Raw genomic sequence first — 20,395 nt, forward strand, 5'->3', positions numbered from 1 at the left:
ATGAATTGTGTTAAAAGTATGAGATACTGCCTTTACATATTAATATTTGCTGTTGTAAGCAGTTGTTCCCATTCGGGACAACTGCATGTGATTACTTTCAACTCCGGCAGTTCAATTATATCAGATACAATAAATACGTGGGAGAATCGTCTACCAATCATCCAACAATATTTTAAAAACCAAAATCCCGATATCATAGGGATGCAACAGGTTAATTTCAAACGATTAAGAAGCCTGTCTACCATACTTCCTGCTTATAGTTATATTGTATCGCAAGATATAGATGAAGCAGATGAAGATCAACTCAACCCAATATTCTATAAAACAGATAAATTCAGAATTCTGGCAAAATCAAGGTTCTACATATCCGGAGAAGGGATCATTACACAAAAAGATTTAGTTACATGTAATCAAATTCATCTGATAACCTGGTCGAAACTGGAGAGCATTGAATCAGGACACATCTTTTTTATATTTAACGTACATTTTTGCAAGGATAACGATGATGAAGATATCATCAGCAGCGCTCTGTTTTTAAAAAGGGTACGTGAACTGGCAGGTAATGCGCCTGTTATCGTTACAGGATCTTTTCACATGAATGAAGCATCCAGAACGTACAGAATTATAAGATCAAACTGGGACCGGTTTTTGTCAATTGAGAACAGCTCAGAACTTGCCAAATCAGGAAAGAACCAAAAATATCCCTCTTATAATGCTTATGGAGAAGAAGGTATGGCAGCAATGAGTGATTATATCTTTGTAAACAGCTATTTTGACGTAAGAAGAAGTGAAACTCACAGGATAAAAAAACAGAATGTGTATATCTCTGATTACTATCCGGTATCAGTAAATCTGAAATTTTTATTTAATCGCAGAATGCGCCAGGGAAATATCACAGAACTTCCATGGCGAAATCAATAGCTTAAACTGATACGATAACCATTATGCCTTCTAATATTGAGCACTTGATCATCTTCAAAAAGCAAATACTGCCCCCTAATTCCGCTTAAAGTGCCCCTAAAACTCCGCTCTTTATCGAATGTAAATGTGACAGGTTTAGTCGGATATTTCTGCACCGGAAATTTAAATGAATAGATTGAATCATCTTCATCAACAAACTGCTGCATACCGGAACTTAATAATTCTATGGCTTCGTTTCTGAATTTAAACAAATCAAGAGTATCGTCAACAATCCCTGCAACCATTTTCTTCCAAGATGTTTTATCTGTAAATTGCTTTGAAAGGTGCATCTCAATCAAACCTGCCATATGCCGATTAGGAGTTTTACAAATCTTTATGGCTGCCGATGCGCCCTGATCAATCCACCTTATTGGTATTTGTGATTGTCGGGTGACGCCTACTTTTACTTCTCCTGTATTTGCAAGGTAGACAAAGTGTGGCTGCAAACAATGCATTTGTGCCCATTCAGCATCTCTTGAAACGCCCACATGAGCTTTGCACAATGCCGGCCTTAAGACACACTCACTGGCTTCTGGAGCAGTTTGCATACAACTGAAACAAAATCCCTGTGCAAAAGATTTTCGTGTGGTTTTACCACACGAAATGCAATTGATCTGTCCACTGAATTCGAAGTTCAGATTCTGACCAATCAAATCACTCATCAGCACCTCATCGGCACTGAGCTTCAAAACATATGTAACAGAGCCGTCGGCAGAAACGGTTCCTCTCATTTTTGACAAATTTCCTTCAAATACTGGCATTAAGAGAATGATTAAATTTTTAATAAATCTAAATTGAAGATTTTTAGTCCCGAATTACTCGGGATAACAGTCTTCGAGTCTATCGAATGTTTAATATATTAAATCTAAACAGTTACTAAGACTATTCTCCTATTGAATTTTGGCCTGACTGGATTTTACTATCTTAAATAATTTATCTGATCGACGTACCTTATCATCCACCGGCATTGAAAACAGATCGCCCTTTTTAACCTCATTAACAGGTTTAAGATCCACTCTCAATTCATTTACCTGCATCTCAAGAGCACCGGTGGTAGGTCCCGTTATTAAAATCTCGTCGCCAACTTTCAGGCTCTGGGTTTCAAGGCGAAACTCCCCTACCCCTATTTTTGGAAAATAGTTGGTTCCCTTTCCCACATAAATCTTACGTTTGGTGGCCAGCGATCCGTAATTGGCACTCCATTCTCCCAATTTCTGTCCCTGGTAGTATCCATCCCAAAACCCACGGTTAAAAACCGATGCGAGCCGTTCATCCCAATTTGCAATTAATTCTTTTGAATAAGAACCACCTGCAATGGCCTCAAAAGCTTCATTATAACAAGAAGCTACTGTTTTAACATACTCAGCTCCCCTGGCTCTTCCTTCAATTTTAAAAATTCGAACTCCAGAATCTACCAACTTGTTTAAAAAATGTATGGTTTTTAAATCTTTAGGCGACATAATATATTGGTTGTCCACCTCCAGTTGGTCGCCCGATTCTTTGTCAGTAACAACATATCCTCTGCGACACGATTGCAAACAAGCTCCCCGGTTTGCCGAATAGTTATATTGATGTAAGCTGAGATAACATTTCCCCGATACTGCCATACATAACGCTCCGTGAGCAAACATCTCGATGCGCACCAAATCCCCGCCAGGCCCACGAATATCTTCTTCAACAATGGCTTCATGAATTTTCTTCACCTGATCCATATTTAGTTCACGAGCCAGAACTACAACATCGGCGTATTTGCTATATAACTTAAGCGTTTCAATGTTAGAGATATTTACCTGTGTACTTATATGAATAGGAATTCCTTTTTGTGAGGCGTAATGAATGGCTGCCTGGTCGGAAACAATTACCGCCGAGATACCACTTTCACAGGCCACATCCACCAATTTCCGCATCTCATCCAGATCCTCATCGTATAACACTATGTTCAGAGTCAGATAGGATTTTAACCCGTTATCCCTGCATATTGCAGCAATCTCCTTTAGGTCTCCGGCTCCAAAATTGGAAGACGAACGCGATCGCATATTCAAATTTCCGGCTCCAAAATAGACCGAATCTGCCCCTCCTTGAATGGCAGCCGTTAATGATTCAAAAGAACCCACCGGAGCCATCACCTCAAAATCTTTTCTGGTCATTTGTTATCTGTTTAAATGATCAAGCGATAACACCTGAAGGTAAGCCTTCCCCTTCAAGCTATCAACCGCCGAAGCCTCCCCTTCAAAAACTATGTATCGACCTGCATTATTATCGTAAACTTTGTACAAATCAGCTGTAATGAGGCCAAAAGCATCGGGATAGGTGAAAAATGCAAACTCCTCCACCTCTTCGGCAAGCAAGTTCTTGCTGAATGGAAATTCACTGGCATCCAATTGCAGTTGATTTAACAACGTAGATACCATATCTGTTTGGCTTCCAATGGTTGAAATTATCGTATCAGTAACAGCCATGGCTCCACCTGTCCACAACATAGGAATATGGTATCTCTCAATCATTTGGGAGGTAGCTCTGGCCGGCCCAGGTACGCCATGATCGGCAATCAGGATAAATAAAGTATTATCCCACAATCCTTTTGATTTAACACGTCTGAAAAAATCTCCCAAACACTGATCCGTATAAAATACCGAATTCAAATATGGGTCATCGTAAACCCTATCCATTGGAACGTCAAACGGTTCATGACTGCTGAGTGTAAAATAAAACTGAAAATATGGAGATTGAGCTGCCAACATCTCCTCAATTAAACGTTCAAAAGTATATTCATCGTGAACGCCCCATTTTTGACCATGAGTTGAGCGTGGAAAATCGTTAATGGTAATGACCTTTTCAAAACCCGACAGAGTCACAAAAGAGTTCATTCCCTTAAAGCCGATATCTCCTCCATACATATAGGTAAGGTCATTATAGCCAGCTTGTTTTAATTTATTGGGAAGAAAACTGAGCGATTGAGATTTAGCAGGATATTGCATAATGGAATAAGCAGGCATCACCTGGTAGCCCGCCAACGCGGCTACCAATCCCTTGTCTGACCTGTCGGAGGCCGCATAAATATTATTAAAAAGAACCCCTTTGGGAACGAGTGAATCGAAGTTTGGTGTAACAGACTCTCCTCCCATGCTGCCAATAACCTGCGCGGAAAAACTCTCCAGCAAAATGACTACAACATCGGGTTGTGGTTGATTAATTAGTGTTTGCGTCTCTCCAGATTGATGCATCATTTTATTAAAAAGCTCCTCAGCCTTATCCTGATCCATAAACCGGTAATGGCGGGTTGTGGCATCCAGCCTTTTGAGGCTGTAAAAAAGATTCCAAAGTGGATTTATGGCGGAATGATTGGCAAACATGTGAGACGAAAAATATGCAACTCCTGTATTTATAGGAGCAACTCCAAAGCTTCCACGAATGGGGATGATCATTAATGCACCTGTGAAAAGTGTAATAAAAGCAGCCATTGCCAAAGTCAATGGTTGCATCTTTGATACAATTTTTTCCTCTCCTGATTTCATCCATTTATTATAAATCAGGATTGTACCTAAACTTGCACTTATCAATAAAACAAAAAACATAATAACCTCCCACCATCGTAGCGATGCCAGAATAACCATGGGGGTAGCCAAGAATCCAAGCGCCTCACCATCCAGATGCCTGCCCCAATAGGAGTATAAATTGGTGTTGGCAAACATCAATGCCATAAAAACAGGAATAATAACATAGTGTAACCAATGCAAATGAGTAAATTCAAACCGTCTGAATATTGGTAAAGTAATCAATTGCATGACGCACGTTAAGAGTAAAATATAACCGGAAAAAGAGAGGTCAAGTCTTAAGCCAACAGCGTAAGAAGCCAATAAAGAGCCAAAACCGGCATCTCCGGCATAGCCCAAATTGAATATCATAAAAAGCAATCGGTGAAGCGCAAAAAATAGAATCCAAAAAAGAGCTATCTTGAAAATATATTTGAAAAATCTGGTCATATCACTCAATATTAAGTCACAAATAGTTTACAAAAATAGCTAAATTTGTCAGTATTTTAATGTAAATATATATCGGAACCTAATGTACAACTCTATTAGATATGACGATCCTAATGCGATTGACGCGGTAATAACCTGGGTCGACGGTCAGGATCCAAGGCATAAAGAAAAACTAAACCGGTATCTGACATCAATTGGACAAAATCCCCCATCTGCGCATTCAACAAGGTTTAACGAAGCCGGAGAATTTATATACTGCGTTGCCTCTATTTTGCGCTTTGCCCCGTGGGTAAGAAAAATATTCATCGTAACCGATGAGCAGACCCCGGCTTTTATGAGCTTAATTGAAAAAAGTTCTTTTGCTGATAGGATTTCCATCATCGACCACAAAATTATTTTTGATGGTTATGAAAGCAACCTTCCAACTTTTAACAGTCTTTCGATTGAGTCGCTTTTGTGGAGAATACCCGACCTATCCGAACGATATATCTATTTAAATGATGATTATCTCTTTATTAGACCGGTAAAAACTGAATCTTTTTTTATTGAAAACAAAATTGTTGTTAGAGGTAAATGGGAAACTCAACAATCAGAAAGATGGTATAATTCATTATACCATCTGGTAAAAAAAGAGAAAAACAGAGTGAAAAACAGAATTGCTCAGGCTCTTAGTGCAAAAATAACCGGATATTCAAAAAGGTATTTCCGTGTTCCACATAACCCTCATCCACAACTAAAGTCGCTGCAATCTGATTTTTTCTCAGAAAATAAAGATTTGCTAATTAGCAATATAAAGTATCCCTTAAGATCGGAAGAACAATATGTTCCAACAGCTCTTACAAATCATATAGCTTTTAAAAACAAACGTGCAATAATAGATAACAGGTATAAAACCATCAGGCTTAAGCTCAATAAATTATCTTACCGGCATTTGAAAATCAAACTTTTCTTTGCAGATCGGGATAAAAACACTGCATTTACTTGCCTACAGAGTTTGGATATGGCTAACGAAAAAGTTAAACAGGAAACCTTGCATTGGTTGGAGAGAAGAATTGGCAGTTTGGAGTCCGTTATGGGGGATATTAGCAACAATTATTGACGCAAATCAGAATAAATCCATACTTTTGCTATACTAACAAATCTAAAATCCTTGAGATAATGAATAATGTAATTTGTATTAAGTGGGGGACAAAATTTGATCCAGAATACATCAACAGACTCTATTCCATGGTTAAACGTAATTTAACTTTGGATTTTAGATTCGTATGTTTAACCGATGATGGCAATGGAATCGATCCTGCAATTGAGGTAAAAGACATACCACAAACCGGCATCAGTGACTTTGATGAGAGAAAACCATGGGTATTTGGACATGGATGGCTAAAAGTGGCCAGTTTTGTTGAAAAGCTGCACGACCTTGAGGGTCCAACCCTGTTTTTAGACCTCGACGTGGTGATTGTAGATAATATTGATTGCCTTTTTCAGGAAGAAGGCGAATTTTTAGTTATCAAAGAGTGGGATAAGAAAGATGTAACAGGGAACACTTCTGTTTACCGTTTCAATGCCGGAACGCACTCAGATGCTCTGGAGTACCTTAACAATAATATGAAAAAAGTTCTCTCATCGGTCAGAAACGAACAGGAATTTATTACCGGATATATGGCATCTCAAGGCAAAATAAAATATTGGCCGGCCGAGTGGTGCGTAAGTTTTAAAAGACATTGTTTGCCAAAACCACTGGGTTGGTTTGGAACGGCTGAAATTCCTGAAAACTCAAAAGTTATTGTCTTCCATGGAAAACCAAATCCACCGGAAGCAATTAAAGGCATCAGTGGAAAATGGTACCGTCGCGTAGCTCCGGTAAAATGGATAGAAGAATATTGGAAATAAAACAATGATCAAAGATTCCATAGATGCGGTAATTACATGGGTTGACGGAAATGATCCACAGCATAAGAAAAAATTAGCTGCCTGTATAGGGCAGCTAAATATTCAAACAGAATCGGCTCATCCCACAAGGTTTAATGAAGTTGGAGAGTTTGAATTCTGTATTGCTTCATTACTGCGTTTTGCTCCCTGGTTGCGAAAAATCTTCATAGTCACCGATAATCAATTTCCCGGTTTTTGGAATCAAATCCAAAAATCCCGATTTGCCGAGAAAATTGAACTGGTAAGTCATGAAATAATTTTTAATGGTTATGAAGATGTTCTACCGACATTTAACTGCAGATCAATATTTACCCTTCTGTGGCGTATTCCGGGATTATCTGAACAATACATATATCTGGACGATGATTTTATTCTCTTGAATCCGGTCTCTCCAAAAGATTTCTTTAATGAGAGTAAAATCATCTTACGCGGGAAATGGGAATTACAACAGAAATACAGATTGTTAGAAAGATTTCCTTTCTTTATGAATTCTGGAATAAAACCATTAGAAAGAGCCGGAAATCGTCGTGGCCAGGCCTTCGCCGCTGAAAAAGCAGGATATAAAAGAAAATATTTCAGAGCACCACATACTCCTCATCCTCAACTGGTTTCACTTCAAGAAGAATTTTACAAAAATAACCCCGAGGAGATTTCAAAAAACATAAAATATAAGTTTAGATCCGAACAACAGTATGTGCCTACTGCTTTAACGACACATATTGCCTTGAAAAAAAATAAAGCGGAAGTCGTTGCTTCTAACTCAACCATGCGATTGAAGATGGATAAGATATCCACCTTAAGACTTAAATTAAGTTTGTGGTTTGCTGATAAAAAATTAAAAAAGTTTCTGTTTGGATGTTTTCAAAGTCTGGATTTAGCGAGCCATAAGAATAAGAAAATTCTTATAGACTGGCTTACCAACAGGATAGGCTCTTTGTCAAAAGTTCTTGAATAGATTTTATTTTCCCTCTTCTACTCCAGTTGTGTGATCCATCAACACTGTCATTCGATTCTCTTTACACTCCACCACTCCCTTCCGGCACAGAAAGTGTCGCTCCACCCCGTCCTTACCAATGATTCGTATGCGGCCCTGAGTAAGTGTTGATATGATAGGCCCGTGATCACGTAAAACGGTAAATCGTCCGAGTTCGCCCGGAACTTCGACCATTCCCACCGGGCCTTCGAAAAGGATTTTCTCCGGAGTAACAACTTCCAAGTAGAGATCGGTCATTTTCTTCTCGCTTCTTTTAATAGTTTTTCACCTTTCTCAATGGCCTGTTCAATGGTTCCAACCAGGTTAAACGCTGCTTCGGGATATTTATCCAATTCTCCTGAGAGAATCATCTTGAATCCTTTTATGGTCTCCTCAATGGGAACCAATTCTCCTTTCAAGCCTGTAAATTGCTCTGCAACAAAAAAAGGCTGCGATAAGAATCGTTGAACTCGTCGTGCTCTGTGCACCACTACCTTATCTTCCTCCGATAGTTCCTCCATTCCTAGAATGGCAATGATATCCTGCAACTCTTTATACCGCTGCAAAATCTCTTTTACATTTTGAGCCGTGCGATAGTGATCTTCTCCAACAATATCGGGAGTCAAAATTCTTGAAGTTGAGTCCAAAGGATCAACTGCAGGATATATACCAAGTTCAGCAATTTTTCGGCTTAAAACGGTGGTGGCATCCAAGTGTGTAAATGTAGTTGCCGGAGCCGGGTCGGTAAGGTCATCGGCTGGCACATAAACCGCTTGTACCGATGTAACAGATCCATGTCTTGTGGAGGTAATTCGCTCCTGTAAAGCACCCATTTCGGAGGACAAAGTCGGTTGATAACCTACAGCGGAAGGCATCCTTCCCAACAAAGCCGACACTTCAGACCCAGCCTGGGTAAAACGGAAAATATTATCAATAAAGAGCAGTACGTCATGACCCTCGCCTTTTCCGTCACCGTCCCTGAAACCTTCTGCAATGGTTAACGCCGACAGAGCAACCCGAGCTCGAGCTCCGGGAGGCTCATTCATCTGTCCAAAAACCATGGAAACCTGGCTGTTTTTTAAAGCATCATGATCAACAAGATCGAGATCCCATCGGCCTTCCAATACGCTTTGTTTAAACTTCTCACCATAATCCACAATTCCCGATTCTATCATTTCGCGCAGCAAATCATTTCCCTCACGGGTACGTTCTCCAACACCTCCAAATACTGATAGTCCCGAATAACCTTTGGCTATGTTATTAATAAGTTCCTGAATTAGTACTGTTTTTCCAACACCTGCACCACCAAATAATCCAATTTTTCCACCTTTTGAGTAAGGCTCAATCAAATCGATTACTTTAATTCCGGTGAATAATATTTCAGTTTCAGTGGATAGATCTTCAAATAAAGGAGCCTCCTTATGGATAGATGAGAATTTTGTTCCTTTAACCTCTGGTAAACCATCAATGGCTCGTCCAACAACGTTCAACAATCGCCCTTTTACTTCATTACCAACCGGCATAGTAATAGGACTTCCATGTGACACGACCTTCATGCCACGCTGCAATCCATCAGTAGAATCCATAGCAATACATCGAATGGTATGTTCACCAATGTGTTGCTGACATTCAATCACTATTTTCTGATCGTTGTCGGCAAATATATCAAGAGCCTCATCAATATTGGGAATTTCGTTTGATTCAATATCAAACTCAACATCCACTACGGGACCTATAACCTGGAGAACCTTTCCTGTAAGCTGTGCCATGCGGTGAATAAATTAATATTAAAACATGAGGTATAAGTTACAAAATAATTTTGTTAAAAAACGGATCTCCCTTAAAATCATTCACATTATCGATATTCATTTATCGTGAACGTTCCATTAACTGATGGGCAAAACCGGCCAATTCCTGATTAAGAGACTGATCACCTTTTATTTTGGATAAAAAATCCAACGATTTTTTATAGTGGTCATCCATCAGCTTTTTGGCATTAGTAGAAACGTTTGCTTCCTCATAAAGGTTACGAACAGCTGATACTTTTTCATCCCGGTTAAATTCTTTTTTATTCAACCATTTGTATAACTCTTTTAAAGATGAACCTTTAAGTTGGTTTTGTGCATTGATAAGAAGAAATGTTTTTTTATTGGAAGTGATATCTCCCCCAATTTCCTTTCCAAATGTTTGGCTATCGCCAAACACATCCAACCAATCGTCCTGCAATTGAAATGATATCCCCAAATGAATCCCGTAATTATATAAAAGATCGGCATCATCCGGATCGGCACCTCCTACCATTGCGCCAGTTTTTAAACTGGCACCCAATAAAACAGCCGTCTTTAGCCTGATCATCTCTATATACTCTTCTTCGGTCACATCATCCCGTGTTTCAAACTCCATATCGTATTGCTGTCCTTCACAAACCTCCATCGCAGTAACACTAAAAAGATCCAGAACAGGTTTCAGAATCTGATCCGGAGTTTGAAGCATTAACTGATATGCTTTGATAAGCATAGCATCGCCGGACAAAATGGCTGTATTGGCATTCCACTTTTCATGAACAGTCGGATGGTTTCGACGCATGTCCGATCCATCCATAAAATCATCATGTAATAAAGTAAAGTTATGAAAAACCTCAAGACCTATGGCAGGCGAAATGCATTGGTTAATTCTGGATTCATCGAATAAAGCACAACCGGCAAGACACAAGGCAGGGCGAATGCGCTTACCGCCTAATGACAATATGTATGATACAGGAGCATACAATCCCGATGGCTCTTTGTCTGTTATTAAATATTGTATGGCTCTTTCCGATTGTTCGATAAATTCAGTTATTCTGGTCATTATTCCTGTTTTTGGGTTTTTTAAAACTTAGAATCTTTCTGAAAATTCTATATTGGATCTTGTAACTAAAAGTAAATACTGCAAAATAAAAAAAATACAAGTCATTTGCTATCTCGCAGGTTCATTTTAGTCATCAACTTGCTCTTTTTGATTCTTGCGTTCAATTACCAGGTCATCTATTTCAATATCTTCATCCTCGTTATAAATAGCAAGCAGAGGCTCCTTAAAAGATTCATTCGTAATGAATTTTTCAAGAGTGAGTAAAATGGATGGCAATAAAATCAAATTGGAAAACAAAGCAATAAGTAAAGTGAAGGCAACAAGCAAACCAAGTGCAACTGTACCGCCAAAATCTGACAGGCTGAATACCCCAAAACCGAAGAATAGTATTATTGATGTATAGATCATACTTAAGCCGGTTTCCTTCGTTGCTATAACAACAGCAGCTCTTATACTCCAGTTGGTTTCACTCAGTTCCTGCCGATATTTTGCCAAAAAGTGGATGGTATCATCCACTGAAATTCCAAACGCAATGCTAAAAACCAAAATGGTTGAAGGCTTAATGGGAATTCCGAAATAACCCATCAATGCAGCTGTCATTAACAGCGGTATGATATTTGGGATCAGCGAAACCAAAACCATCCTCTTTGAACTGAACATCCAGGCCATGAATGTAGCAATTAACAAAACTGCGATGGAGAGACTGATGAACAAGTTTCTAACCAAATAATTGGTTCCTTTAAAAAACACCACACTAGCGCCCGTAATTAGACTTTCATACTCATCCGGCGGAAAAATTTCTTCGATGGTGTTCCTTACGCTTTGTTCCAAAGCTTCCATCCTCGTTGTACCCACATCTTCCATTCTCAGGCTAATCCTTGCCATTTGTCTGGCAGAATCTATAAACGAATACATCAATCCCGAACCCTCTCCATTATCGCTACCTCGGGCTTGCATATGCGACAAAATAAAGTTGCGATCCATAGCCGTGGGTATGGCATAATGAAATTCCGATCCGTTGTAATATGCCTGTCTGGCAAACTTAATCAACTCTATATAAGATATAGGTCGCGATAACTCATCAATGGAATCCAATCGGCTTTGAAGTAAATCCATCCGTTCCATCATTGACCTTTGCATAATGGAGTTGGGTCTTCTTGTATCAATCAGAATTTCTAAAGGCATTAATCCGTTGAAATGCTCCTCAAAAAACTTTAAATCTGAGTATAATTGGTGCTCATGAGGAATATCATCCAACATGTATCCAGTAGTCTGCATGCGGGAAATTCCATATCCTCCTACCATCAGCATGATTCCGGTAATAACAAATACCTTTGTACGATGATATAATGATACATGGAGGATTTTATTCACCACATTGGAAACAAAAGTCCGGTCAAGATGCTTGATATGCCGCTCTTTTGGATCGGCAAGAAAGCTGAATATAATGGGAATTAGAAGAAGCGATAATATAAATATCACAATGATATTTATGGCAGCAACAATTCCAAACTCTACGAGTATCCGACTGCTGGTAAATACAAAGGTGGCAAAACCACTGGCTGTGGTTAAGTTAGTTAAAAAGGTAGCATTCCCTATTTTTCGGATCATCCGTTGCAAAGACTTGATTTTGTTACCATGGCTCCTAAACTCCTGATGATATTTATTCAGCATGAAAACAGAGTTGGGAATACCAATAACAATAATAAGTGGTGGAATCATTCCCGTAAGAATGGTCACCTTAAATCCCAGTATTCCTTGTATACCTAATGCCCAGACAACTGCCGTACCAACAATGAGCATACAAAAAATTACCACCTTAAAGGATTTAAAGAACAGGAATATTATAAGGGCTGTAATTAAAAGGGTTAAAATAATGAACATATTAAGTTCATATTTCACCATCTCAGCAGTCTCAACACGAATAAAAGGTAGTCCGGAATATTGGAGTGTTGTACCATTATAACTGTCATATCTGGAACCGGCAGATTTAATCTCTTCAACCAATCGTACTCTTTCGGGGCTTTGCAAAACTTCAGTATCGAGCAATAACGCCATTAAATAAGTGTTGGTTTCTCTATTATAAAGGAGGCCATCATAAAATGGTAAACTTTCAAATATTAGCCTTATCGAGTCCAGATCTTGCTGATATGCTATATCCGAGAAGAGTGGCTGAACACCAAATCTACGTTCCACGGCAATTCGTTTGAGATTATAGCTGTTGGAAATAGAAAGGACTTCATTAACACCGTCAATTGCTCTGAGTTCATCAGTTAGTTTTAACCATCGGTTAAAATGATTGATATCAAAAAATTGCTCATCCTGGACACCAAGAACTATAATGTTTCCCTCGTCACCAAACAATTCAGCAAAACGTTCATATTCTAGATAGGCCGGATCATCTTCAGGAAGCAATGGAGCATACTGATATGACATCTCAATTCGTTGAGACTGGTAAGCCATAAAAACAGTTATTGCGGCAATAATAAACAGGATAGGCAAGCGATTCTTAAGAATAGTTCTGGCAATGGTTACCCACATAAAATCAACAAAAAGAAGTTTTTAAACAAATCAACAAAAAATGATGCGAATTTAACGAAAAAATTAATGCCATGATATAGAATTGCTATAGTTCCAACCTCGTATTTTATAAATAATAAGAATTATTTACATTGTTTTGGAATAATAATTGACAATAAGCCTATTTGTCTGTATTTCTATGCTTTAACATATATTTACCGCATCAAGAAATAGCCAAAATTCATGCCACTAATAACAAATTATCAAAAAATAGAAACCAAAAAAGAAGAACTTCGTAATATGACACAGGTAGAAAGAATATAAAGAACGGGTAATATGAAAAAGATTTATTTATTATTATTGCTTTTAACGCTTCCCATGTATACGATGGTTGCACAGGAAGCTCGTTTTAAGGCAGTTTTTACGCTGAACTTCATCCGCTATATTGGATGGCCTGAGAGTTCACTGCAGGGAGATTTTGTCATCGGGGTGGTCAGAAATCGAGAGGTTGCTGATCATATACGAGAACAATCCGAAGGGAAAAAATTTGGCTTTCAGGATATTGTTGTACGTGAGTATCGCAGTATTGATGAGGTTGAAGGTTGCCAGGTAATATTTGTTTCAAATACGACCAACATCAGGGCAAACTCTGATTTGCTGATTGACAAGGCTATTCAAACCAACAGTTTGATTATTGCAGAAGCAGAAGGCGCAACAAATCATGGAGCAGCAATTAATTTTGTAATTCGGGATAATGCATTACGTTTTGAGTTACACAGAGCTAATGCTGCCAGAGTAGGACTGCAATTCAGCTCGCGTCTGGAGGGAATGGCAGCTGCCATAAATCTTTAATTGACATAGACATTATTACCTAAAGATAGGATGAATTAAGACTGATCCCTTTATTGAAACGGATTTAATCGATTTTTTCAATAAAGGGGTTAAGCGTCTGATATAAAATTAGTAACTTGTCGACGTTAATTTATACCTTTATGTAAAATAGATTAATGATTTTAATTCTCATTGATCTTCAGTCATATTTTAATATTTATTATTTTTAATAATTCATTAAACAATGTGACGGCTAATTATTGAACGCAACGTTCAATAATTATTAAAACAGAGTGATAGATAAACTTAAATAAATTAATCAGATGAAGATCAAACTAAACATTGGCCAAAAACTCCTTTATGGGTTTGGACTAATATTAGTCGTTGTGTTGCTGAATAGCATCTTAACCATTACCACGCTCGTACGAAGTACAAATCTCAACAATCAGGTTACCGGGATTTATAGTCCAACAGTTCAACATTTAGGTGAACTTGACATGATGATAACTCAAAGTAAGATGCTAATCAGAAACTGGGTTTTTGTTGATAACCAACCAGGAACTCCGGATAAAATCAGGCTAGATAATCTTCACAGAGTGGATTGGCCTGAACTTAGAGGAACCATTGAATCTATCACTGAAAGATGGAGGGATCAGGAAGATGTTGAAGAAATTCATGAAATTTTTAATTCTATTGATTCCATGCTTGCAATGCAAAGGGAAGTAATGGAAAGTCTTGATTCATTCGAAGCATACGAGGATGTAATGATATTCTTCCAAGCTGAAGACATGGTTATGGAAGGACGGGGAATTATGAGGCTTTCGGATGAAATTGCAGATGATATTTTAGAGCTTTCTAATAAATACAACCAGTTAAATGAAGAGGCTCTTGGTGACATGCGTGATGCATTTTCTGCCCTTACCTGGGTCGTAATTATTATGGGATTGGTTCTTGTTCTCGCCGCCCTGACTATCGCTTGGATACTTTACACTTCTATTGTGCAGCCTCTCACCAAAGGTGTTGAATTTGCAAAGTCTATTGGATCTGGAGACTTAACTGCCAAAGTTGAGGTAGATCAGGAAGATGAAATCGGCATCCTTGCAAAAGAGCTAAGCAACATGGCCATAAACCTAAAAAATACGGTTTTGTCTATCAAAGAAAATGCCTCCAGTCTGGTATATTCTAGCGGCACTGTAAAAAGCAGCTCTATGCAACTGTCCAGAGGCTCTGCCGATCAAGCTGCCTCAGCAGAGGAGGTATCCACTTCCATTGAAGAGATGGTGGCAAACATTGATCAAAATACAGACAATGCCATTCAAACTGAGAAAATCACTGTTGAAACAGCTAAGGACGTAAATGTTGCCAACGAGTTAAGCTCTGAGGCAGCTAAAGCAATGAGTGCTATTTCAGAAAAAATATCAATGATCAGTGATATTGCCTTTCAAACCAATATTCTTGCATTAAATGCAGCCGTTGAAGCGGCCAGAGCGGGAGAACATGGTCGTGGTTTCTCCGTTGTAGCAGCAGAAGTTAGAAAACTTGCTGAAAGAAGTAAAACAGCTGCAGACGAAATTGTAACGTTGGTAACTAAAGGCCTAAAGGTGTCGCAGGAAGCCGGCGAAAAAGCGCGAATGCTTGTTCCCGACATTGAGAAAACCACTCTTCTGATAAAGGAGATTGCAGCAGCAAGCATGGAACAAAAGACAGGGGCAGATCAAATAAATCAAGCCATGCAACAGTTGAACATGATCACACAGGAAAATGCCTCTAGTTCTGATGAGCTTACGCAAAGTTCTGAGCAACTGGCAGATCTTGCAGAAAACCTCCAAAAAGCCGTGAGCTATTTCAAAATTGGCCAGGAAGAAGAACAAGAGATTATCAAGGAAGCAAAGCAAGAAGCTTCTATTGAAAACAAAATGAGCACAGAGAAAAAGGATCCAGATTCTTCACAGAAGGACAAAGGTAAAGGGATTCAGCAGAAGCCTAATTTGTCTAATCTGGGAAAAGAGTTTGACCTGGATAACTATGAGAAGTTCTAAACGCATGTATTTAACGACTTCTTATTATTAAATTGATCAGATAATCAAACTCCTGTATTACAAGCTGAAGAAAACTATAATATTTAAACATCGATAACTGACTTAAACAGGTCAAAATTTATTTTGAATTGGGGCACTGTTAATAAAGTAGATGTGGTTTCATCAATAAATAAAACGAAACATTATGACAGAAAATTTTAATGTTGACTTTAAGGAGAATAATGGACAATTGGATATTGCTCTAAGCGGCCAGTTAACCATCAATTCAATTAAAAAGATAACTGAGGAGATAAAAAGCCACATCAAAAATCCAAAATCAGTTAGCGTATTTGTTAATGATGTTGACAATATAGACCTGACATTCATACAGTTACTTCAGTCTATAAAAAACAGTGGCAAAAAGAACGGTTATGAGGTAAGCTTTTCGATGAAACTCCCTGAAGATTTAAGTGCACTACTTAAAAACGCAGGATTTAGTAATTATATAAATTAAAACAATTTAAAACTGCATACAATTATGGCAAAGACCGTACTTATCGTTGATGACTCAGAAAGTATCCGGGAAGTAGTAAACTTTACCCTTCAGAACGAAGGTTATGATGTTTTAGTAGGTGTAGATGGTGAAGATGCCTTAAAATTTCTTGACGGGCGACATATCGACATCATCATTACCGATTTACACATGCCTAATCTTGATGGCCTGGGTCTGATCAGAAAAGTCAGAGAAATGGAAAATTACAAACATATTCCAATTCTTTTTCTAACAACTGAATCACAAGCAGCAAAAAAGATGGAGGCTAAAGAAGCCGGAGCAACAGGATGGATTATTAAACCATTTGTTCCTGCTAAACTTTTATCAGCAATATCCAGAGTTATTCGTTAAAAGAATCGCATGTTAACAGAAATTAAACAACAATTTTACAAGGAGACACTGCAAGAGCTGAAAAACATCAGCTCTGATCTATCAGCTCAAGTTATTGAATCTGATAAAAAGTCCTTGCTTGTTGATAGAATCTTTTCTGTTTCGCATCAATTAAGTGGAACTGGACCGATGTTGGGTTTTGATATGTCATCAAAAATATCACGTAAACTGGAAAAAACTTTCTACGAGATCCGATCCGGAGAAAAAGAAGTCAGCTTACAACTTTTATGGCAAACGAAAAGAACAATAGACTCCATAATTGACTGTATTACTGAAGAAAATCAAACCCAGGTACCACAACAATAAGGATAAAATCATTTTAAGGCCAAATTGCAAAATTCATGTTAGATAAGTTTAAAGCGAAATTTGTAGAGGAATCAATGGACAATCTCCAGGATTTGGAAGAATCTCTCTTCCTTCTTGAAAAAGACCTGGATAACAAAGAGCTCATTGAAAGGATTTTCAGGGCGATGCACTCCCTGAAAGGAGGAGGAGCTATGTTTGGCTTTAACCACTTAAGTGACTTTACGCATCACCTGGAAACTATTTTCGATTGGGTTAGAAATAATAAACTGGCGGTTACATCTGATCTGATATCTCTGACTTTTTCAGCAATCGACCACATCAAAAATCTCATAAAAACTGGAGATTTAACCGATGATCAAGAGTTAAAGGGTCACAATCAGTTTATTGTAAGGTTGCAGTCTGTTCTATCTGACTCAACATCTACAATTTCTGTTCATAGTGCAGTTGATTCGCAAAACATCAATGATGAAATAAGTGAGAGCAAAACATATCTGATTAATTTCATCCCTCAAGAGGAGTTGTTACAAAACGGAACCAACCCTCTATATCTTCTGGATGACATACATGCTTTGGGTGAAGCTATATCCATTGCCTATACCCACAAGGTTCCCTCTCTTGAATTAATTGATATTACCGCCAACTATTGTCTGTGGCAAATTCTACTGAATACATCCGAATCATTAAACGAAATTAAAGATGTATTCATTTTTGTTGAAGACGAGTGCGAACTTCATATTGACCAGATTGCAGATTCCAATATCCTCCAAAAACCGGAGTGTATTGAAATCATTAACAAAGCTAAAAAAGGAAACAGTCTTCTTAAAATAGAAGATTTTCAATCTCTTAGCCAATTAAAGCCTTCATCACAAGAGCTTGAATCCGGAGAAGAGAAAAAGAAAATAACCGCTATAAAGGAGCACAAAATCTCAAGCATTAGAGTAGCCTCGCACAAAATTGATGAGTTGGTTACACTAGTAAGCGAGTTAGTTACCATACAGGCTCAGCTAAGTCTCTATTCTGAGAGCAACGAAGATCCGGTAATCGTCAGCCTTTCTGAAAACATTCAAAAATTATCCCGTCAACTTAGGGAAAATGCTTTTGACATTAGTCTGATACCGCTTCAGAGCGAGCTTATGCGCTTTCAGAGATTGGTTAGGGACTTGTCCAAAGATCAGGGAAAAGATATTGACTTTGTAATTGAAGGTGGTGACCTGGAGTTGGACAAAAACATCATTGAACATCTTACCGACCCTCTCCTTCACATATTGCGTAATTCAATTGACCACGGTATTGAACTACCCGAGGAACGGATTGCTTCAGGAAAATCACCCAAAGGAACCATCCTTTTTAAGGCGTTCCACTCAGGAGCAAACGTAATCATTGAAGTATCAGACGACGGTAAAGGTATGGATCTTGATTTTATCCGTCAGAAAGCCATCAATAAAGAGATCATTGATCAGAATGCTGTTTTGACTGATAAAGAGGTGCTTGATCTTCTTTTTGTCAGTGGGTTTAGTACAAAAGATGCTGTTTCAGATGTATCAGGACGTGGTGTGGGCATGGACGTTGTCCGAAGAAAAATTGCCAACATCCGAGGAGAGGTTTCAATTGACACCGAAAAAGGTAAAGGAACAACCATCACAATCAGACTGCCACTGACCCTATCCATCATCGATGGATTGTTGGTTAAAGTAGGTGCAAATCAATATGTTATCCCGATATCAGCCATAGACAAAATTCACGCACTAGATCCTTCCCAGTTAAAAAAATCATTTAACAATGTGGTTGTTCTTGACAAAGAACAAATCCCATACATCGACCTGAGAAATGTTTTTAACGCACCAGAAGTAGAGCATGATGTAATACAAATGGTTATGATTAAAGCTGAGGATAGAATAACAGGAGTCATTGTTGATAGCGTTATTGGAGAATATCAGACAGTGGTAAAACCATTAGGCAGATACCTAAAAAAACAGGAGATACTTTCTGGAGCTACAATTATGGGAGACGGCACTCTGGCTATGGTAGTAGATACATCACGCCTGCTCATGGAAAGGAAGAGCAAAAAGGTTGCCGGTTAATATTAAACAAGAGGAGTAGATACCAATATGGAAGACGTGCAGGAAATTACACTATTATCATTTCAGATACAGGAGGATACCTTCGCTGTTGACGCCCTTAAGGTTGATCACATACTTGAGGTTCCGGAGAATATTACTCCGGTGCCCAATGCACCGGAATTTATTAAAGGAATTATAAATCTGCATGGAAATATAATTCCTGTAGCCGACATGAGAATTATTATGGGTAAGGAGGACATCACTTCCAACCAGGATAACTCAATTATTGTTATCAATCCTGCCAATAATCAGGACGCAAGGGTGGGAATTATGGTTGACATAGTTAAGGAAGTGATAGAAACCAAAAGTTCTGAACTGAAAGAAACAGTTCTGGATGGGAAAAAAGGACTCATTGAGTCTTTTGAAGGAACCCTATTAATTAACGATGAGTTTATTCATATCATCGATATGAATAACTTGGCAGAAATAATTGAAAAATAACCAGACAATATAAGCTTAGTATGTCATTAACAATAAATTCATATCTCACATTTCAAATTTCCGGTGAATTGTTTGGAATTAACGTGGCCAAGGTTCTTGAGATAAGGGAATATATGGAACCAAAAGCAATACCCCAGTCTTTGGAATTTGTAAAAGGCGTTATTGAATATCAGCAGGAAGTAATCCCTGTTATTGATACTGGACATAAATTTGGAATGGCTCCAGTCGAAATTCAGGCAGCAACTTGTATGATTATATTACAACTTGTGAGTGATGTTTTAGGAAAAACCTACAGGGTTGTAGTGCTTGTGGATGCAGTATCTGATGTTATTGAGTGTGAGGAAAGTGAAATGAAAACCATTTCTGATGACTATAAACCGGCATATATCAAGGCAACATTGACACATGAGGATAAATTCATCTATGTTTTAAATGCCGATATGGTATTCAACCAAAAAGAGATCATTGCAATGACAGATATCTTAAAGGGAGTAAAAAAATAAACAAGATACGGCTTAAAGCAC

19 protein-coding genes are annotated in these 20,395 nt (G+C 38.3%); 12 read left to right on the forward strand and 7 right to left on the reverse strand.

What is annotated here, in order from left to right; translation table 11 throughout:
* The first annotated feature begins 18 nt into the window (after positions 1-18).
* Positions 19-921, forward strand: a complete 903-nt coding sequence (locus tag EV194_RS02660) for an exonuclease/endonuclease/phosphatase family protein (protein ID WP_132431809.1) — start codon at positions 19-21, stop codon at positions 919-921.
* Here the strand turns inward: EV194_RS02660 and EV194_RS02665 are convergent.
* The 3 genes from EV194_RS02665 to EV194_RS02675 form a co-directional block, all read right to left on the reverse strand.
* Positions 915-1,721, reverse strand: a complete 807-nt coding sequence (locus EV194_RS02665; protein ID WP_132431811.1) for a DUF2797 domain-containing protein — start codon at positions 1,719-1,721, stop codon at positions 915-917. The genes EV194_RS02660 and EV194_RS02665 overlap by 7 nt on opposite strands.
* Before the next feature lie 129 nt (positions 1,722-1,850).
* The gene (locus EV194_RS02670; RefSeq protein WP_132431813.1) at positions 1,851-3,107 is read right to left on the reverse strand and encodes a peptidase U32 family protein; all 1,257 of its coding nucleotides are present in this window, start codon (positions 3,105-3,107) and stop codon (positions 1,851-1,853) included.
* Between the two features lie 3 nt (positions 3,108-3,110).
* Positions 3,111-4,943, reverse strand: a complete 1,833-nt coding sequence (locus tag EV194_RS02675) for an LTA synthase family protein (RefSeq protein ID WP_132431815.1) — start codon at positions 4,941-4,943, stop codon at positions 3,111-3,113.
* A gap of 82 nt (positions 4,944-5,025) precedes the next feature.
* Between EV194_RS02675 and EV194_RS02680 the strand changes: the two genes are divergently transcribed.
* From EV194_RS02680 to EV194_RS02690, 3 genes are read left to right on the forward strand one after another with little or no spacing between them, the layout of a single operon-like run.
* Positions 5,026-6,042, forward strand: a complete 1,017-nt coding sequence (locus EV194_RS02680; protein ID WP_132432213.1) for a stealth family protein — start codon at positions 5,026-5,028, stop codon at positions 6,040-6,042.
* A 59-nt stretch (positions 6,043-6,101) separates the two neighbouring features.
* On the forward strand, positions 6,102-6,833 hold the full coding sequence (locus tag EV194_RS02685; RefSeq protein ID WP_132431817.1) for a glycosyltransferase family protein: 732 nt from the start codon (positions 6,102-6,104) through the stop codon (positions 6,831-6,833).
* Between the two features lie 4 nt (positions 6,834-6,837).
* The gene (locus EV194_RS02690) at positions 6,838-7,827 is read left to right on the forward strand and encodes a Stealth CR1 domain-containing protein (RefSeq protein WP_132432215.1); all 990 of its coding nucleotides are present in this window, start codon (positions 6,838-6,840) and stop codon (positions 7,825-7,827) included.
* 3 nt (positions 7,828-7,830) lie between these two features.
* On the opposite strand, the gene atpC is transcribed toward EV194_RS02690, so the two are convergent.
* The 4 genes from atpC to EV194_RS02710 form a co-directional block, all read right to left on the reverse strand.
* A complete protein-coding gene (atpC, locus tag EV194_RS02695; RefSeq protein WP_132431819.1) occupies positions 7,831-8,103 on the reverse strand; it encodes an ATP synthase F1 subunit epsilon in 273 nt (90 codons plus the stop codon).
* Positions 8,100-9,614, reverse strand: coding sequence for a F0F1 ATP synthase subunit beta (gene atpD / locus EV194_RS02700; protein ID WP_132431821.1), 1,515 nt, complete (start codon positions 9,612-9,614; stop codon positions 8,100-8,102). The genes atpC and atpD overlap by 4 nt, the downstream gene beginning before the upstream one ends.
* 100 nt (positions 9,615-9,714) lie before the next feature.
* Positions 9,715-10,692 carry a polyprenyl synthetase family protein gene (locus EV194_RS02705; RefSeq protein ID WP_132431823.1) on the reverse strand — a complete coding sequence of 326 codons (978 nt, stop codon included), beginning with the start codon at positions 10,690-10,692 and terminating at the stop codon, positions 9,715-9,717.
* Positions 10,693-10,818: 126 nt separating this feature from the next.
* The gene (locus EV194_RS02710; protein WP_132431825.1) at positions 10,819-13,233 is read right to left on the reverse strand and encodes an efflux RND transporter permease subunit; all 2,415 of its coding nucleotides are present in this window, start codon (positions 13,231-13,233) and stop codon (positions 10,819-10,821) included.
* 315 nt (positions 13,234-13,548) lie between these two features.
* On the opposite strand from EV194_RS02710, the gene EV194_RS02715 reads away from it, so the two are divergent.
* From EV194_RS02715 to EV194_RS02750, 8 genes are all read left to right on the forward strand, one after another.
* Positions 13,549-14,064 (forward strand): YfiR family protein, encoded by a 516-nt coding sequence (locus EV194_RS02715; RefSeq protein WP_132431827.1) that lies wholly within the window; start codon positions 13,549-13,551, stop codon positions 14,062-14,064.
* A 302-nt stretch (positions 14,065-14,366) separates the two neighbouring features.
* Complete coding sequence (locus EV194_RS02720; protein WP_132431829.1) at positions 14,367-16,082, forward strand: methyl-accepting chemotaxis protein; 1,716 nt, start codon at positions 14,367-14,369, stop codon at positions 16,080-16,082.
* Between the two features lie 184 nt (positions 16,083-16,266).
* Positions 16,267-16,575 carry an STAS domain-containing protein gene (locus EV194_RS02725; protein ID WP_132431831.1) on the forward strand — a complete coding sequence of 103 codons (309 nt, stop codon included), beginning with the start codon at positions 16,267-16,269 and terminating at the stop codon, positions 16,573-16,575.
* A gap of 24 nt (positions 16,576-16,599) precedes the next feature.
* Positions 16,600-16,965, forward strand: coding sequence for a response regulator (locus EV194_RS02730; protein ID WP_026474334.1), 366 nt, complete (start codon positions 16,600-16,602; stop codon positions 16,963-16,965).
* Between the two features lie 9 nt (positions 16,966-16,974).
* Positions 16,975-17,310: an Hpt domain-containing protein gene (locus EV194_RS02735; RefSeq protein ID WP_132431833.1), complete on the forward strand. Its 336-nt coding sequence runs from the start codon at positions 16,975-16,977 to the stop codon at positions 17,308-17,310.
* A 35-nt stretch (positions 17,311-17,345) separates the two neighbouring features.
* The gene (locus tag EV194_RS02740) at positions 17,346-19,391 is read left to right on the forward strand and encodes a chemotaxis protein CheA (RefSeq protein WP_132431835.1); all 2,046 of its coding nucleotides are present in this window, start codon (positions 17,346-17,348) and stop codon (positions 19,389-19,391) included.
* Between the two features lie 27 nt (positions 19,392-19,418).
* On the forward strand, positions 19,419-19,871 hold the full coding sequence (locus tag EV194_RS02745; protein ID WP_132431837.1) for a chemotaxis protein CheW: 453 nt from the start codon (positions 19,419-19,421) through the stop codon (positions 19,869-19,871).
* Positions 19,872-19,891: 20 nt separating this feature from the next.
* The gene (locus EV194_RS02750; RefSeq protein ID WP_132431839.1) at positions 19,892-20,374 is read left to right on the forward strand and encodes a chemotaxis protein CheW; all 483 of its coding nucleotides are present in this window, start codon (positions 19,892-19,894) and stop codon (positions 20,372-20,374) included.
* Positions 20,375-20,395 lie beyond the last annotated feature (21 nt).

Origin of the sequence: Natronoflexus pectinivorans, from assembly GCF_004345615.1 — a bacterium.
Taxonomy (GTDB): Bacteria; Bacteroidota; Bacteroidia; order Bacteroidales; family Marinilabiliaceae; genus Natronoflexus; species Natronoflexus pectinivorans.

Coding starts and splice junctions, on each gene's coding strand:
- EV194_RS02720 (WP_132431829.1), top strand. CDS start 14,367: ATGAAGATCAAACTAAACATTGGCCAAAAACTCCTTTATGGGTTTGGA.
- EV194_RS02725 (WP_132431831.1), top strand. CDS start 16,267: ATGACAGAAAATTTTAATGTTGACTTTAAGGAGAATAATGGACAATTG.
- EV194_RS02680 (WP_132432213.1), top strand. CDS start 5,026: ATGTACAACTCTATTAGATATGACGATCCTAATGCGATTGACGCGGTA.
- EV194_RS02750 (WP_132431839.1), top strand. CDS start 19,892: ATGTCATTAACAATAAATTCATATCTCACATTTCAAATTTCCGGTGAA.
- EV194_RS02745 (WP_132431837.1), top strand. CDS start 19,419: ATGGAAGACGTGCAGGAAATTACACTATTATCATTTCAGATACAGGAG.
- EV194_RS02730 (WP_026474334.1), top strand. CDS start 16,600: ATGGCAAAGACCGTACTTATCGTTGATGACTCAGAAAGTATCCGGGAA.
- EV194_RS02665 (WP_132431811.1), bottom strand. CDS start 1,721: ATGCCAGTATTTGAAGGAAATTTGTCAAAAATGAGAGGAACCGTTTCT.
- EV194_RS02685 (WP_132431817.1), top strand. CDS start 6,102: ATGAATAATGTAATTTGTATTAAGTGGGGGACAAAATTTGATCCAGAA.
- EV194_RS02715 (WP_132431827.1), top strand. CDS start 13,549: ATGAAAAAGATTTATTTATTATTATTGCTTTTAACGCTTCCCATGTAT.
- atpD (WP_132431821.1), bottom strand. CDS start 9,614: ATGGCACAGCTTACAGGAAAGGTTCTCCAGGTTATAGGTCCCGTAGTG.
- EV194_RS02740 (WP_132431835.1), top strand. CDS start 17,346: ATGTTAGATAAGTTTAAAGCGAAATTTGTAGAGGAATCAATGGACAAT.
- EV194_RS02670 (WP_132431813.1), bottom strand. CDS start 3,107: ATGACCAGAAAAGATTTTGAGGTGATGGCTCCGGTGGGTTCTTTTGAA.
- EV194_RS02710 (WP_132431825.1), bottom strand. CDS start 13,233: ATGTGGGTAACCATTGCCAGAACTATTCTTAAGAATCGCTTGCCTATC.
- atpC (WP_132431819.1), bottom strand. CDS start 8,103: ATGACCGATCTCTACTTGGAAGTTGTTACTCCGGAGAAAATCCTTTTC.
- EV194_RS02705 (WP_132431823.1), bottom strand. CDS start 10,692: ATGACCAGAATAACTGAATTTATCGAACAATCGGAAAGAGCCATACAA.
- EV194_RS02690 (WP_132432215.1), top strand. CDS start 6,838: ATGATCAAAGATTCCATAGATGCGGTAATTACATGGGTTGACGGAAAT.
- EV194_RS02660 (WP_132431809.1), top strand. CDS start 19: ATGAGATACTGCCTTTACATATTAATATTTGCTGTTGTAAGCAGTTGT.
- EV194_RS02675 (WP_132431815.1), bottom strand. CDS start 4,943: ATGACCAGATTTTTCAAATATATTTTCAAGATAGCTCTTTTTTGGATT.
- EV194_RS02735 (WP_132431833.1), top strand. CDS start 16,975: ATGTTAACAGAAATTAAACAACAATTTTACAAGGAGACACTGCAAGAG.